The organism is Blastococcus sp. CCUG 61487 (assembly GCF_005222955.1).
GTDB lineage: Bacteria > Actinomycetota > Actinomycetes > Mycobacteriales > Geodermatophilaceae > Blastococcus.
The window spans coordinates 443-1,491 of the sequence record NZ_LWUA01000141.1 but is presented as its reverse complement, the minus strand read 5'-3'; the positions used below and the strand labels follow the sequence as shown (position 1 = coordinate 1,491).

The following is a 1,049-nucleotide window of genomic DNA, read 5'->3' as shown; positions in this document are numbered from 1 at the left end:
CGGGCGGCCGGCCGCGACGACGGCCGCGGATGCCGCCGCGCAGCTCGGCGAGCACGCCGCCGTGGTCCTGGACGACGGGCCGCGCAGCGAGTCGGCGCCCAGCACGATCGTCGACTGCACCGGCCCCGTGCCGCGGGTGCTGCGGGTCGGCGCCGTCCCGGTGGACCGCCTCCGCGAGGCCGTGCCCGACATCACCGACTGACGGCGCAGCCGCCAAGGCGGAGGACCGGCAGGCCGTCGCGTTACCGTAGGCAGATTGCCGCGTCGCCCATCCGGGGCGCGGACGACGACGATGTCCAGGAGGGCGGCCGTGATGTGCACGCCCCTGCTCGGTGCGTGTCCCGCGCCGATGCGCGCCGGCTGAGGCGATGCGCGAGTACGCCGTCGTCCTGCTCACCGCCGCGCTGGTCACCTTCCTGACCACGCCGGTGGTGCGGATGCTCGCCGTCCGGGCCGGGATGATGGCCGCCCCGCGCGAGCGGGACGTGCACGCCATCCCGACACCGCGGGGCGGCGGCGTCGCCATGTATCTGGGCGTGGCGACGGCGGTGCTGGTCGCTACCCGGCTGCCGGCGCTGCAGCGCACGTTCGACGACTCGCAGACCTACGCGGTGCTGGTCGCCGGCGGGCTGATCTGCGCGCTGGGCGTGCTGGACGACAAGTGGGGGCTGGACGCGCTCACCAAGCTCACCGGGCAGATCGCCGCCGCGGGCGTGATGGTGCTGCTCGGCGTCCAGCTGTCGTTCCTGTTCCTGCCGGTGGCCGACATCGGCACCATCTCGCTCGGCCCCGACGTCGGGGTGCCGCTGACCATCCTGCTCACGGTGATGGTCGTCAACGCGCTCAACTTCATCGACGGCCTGGACGGTCTGGCGGCCGGCGTCTCCGCGATCGCCGCGCTGGCCTTCTTCGCCTACAGCTACCACCTCGGGCTGGTCGGCTACGACGACGTCGCCAGCGCGCCCGCGCTGATCACCGCGGTGCTCGCCGGTGCCTGCCTGGGCTTCCTGCCGCACAACTTCAGCCCGGCGCGGATCTTCATGGGCGAC

At 73.9% G+C, this 1,049-nt stretch carries 2 protein-coding genes; both read left to right on the top strand.

What is annotated here, in order from left to right; translation table 11 throughout:
• Positions 1 to 202, top strand: a 202-nt coding sequence (locus tag A6V29_RS08610) for a Sua5/YciO/YrdC/YwlC family protein (protein WP_170977776.1), incomplete at its 5' end; no start/stop codon positions are given.
• 166 nt (positions 203 to 368) lie between these two features.
• A partial coding sequence (locus A6V29_RS21565; RefSeq protein WP_249933121.1) for a glycosyltransferase family 4 protein occupies positions 369 to 1,049 on the top strand: 681 nt, incomplete at its 3' end.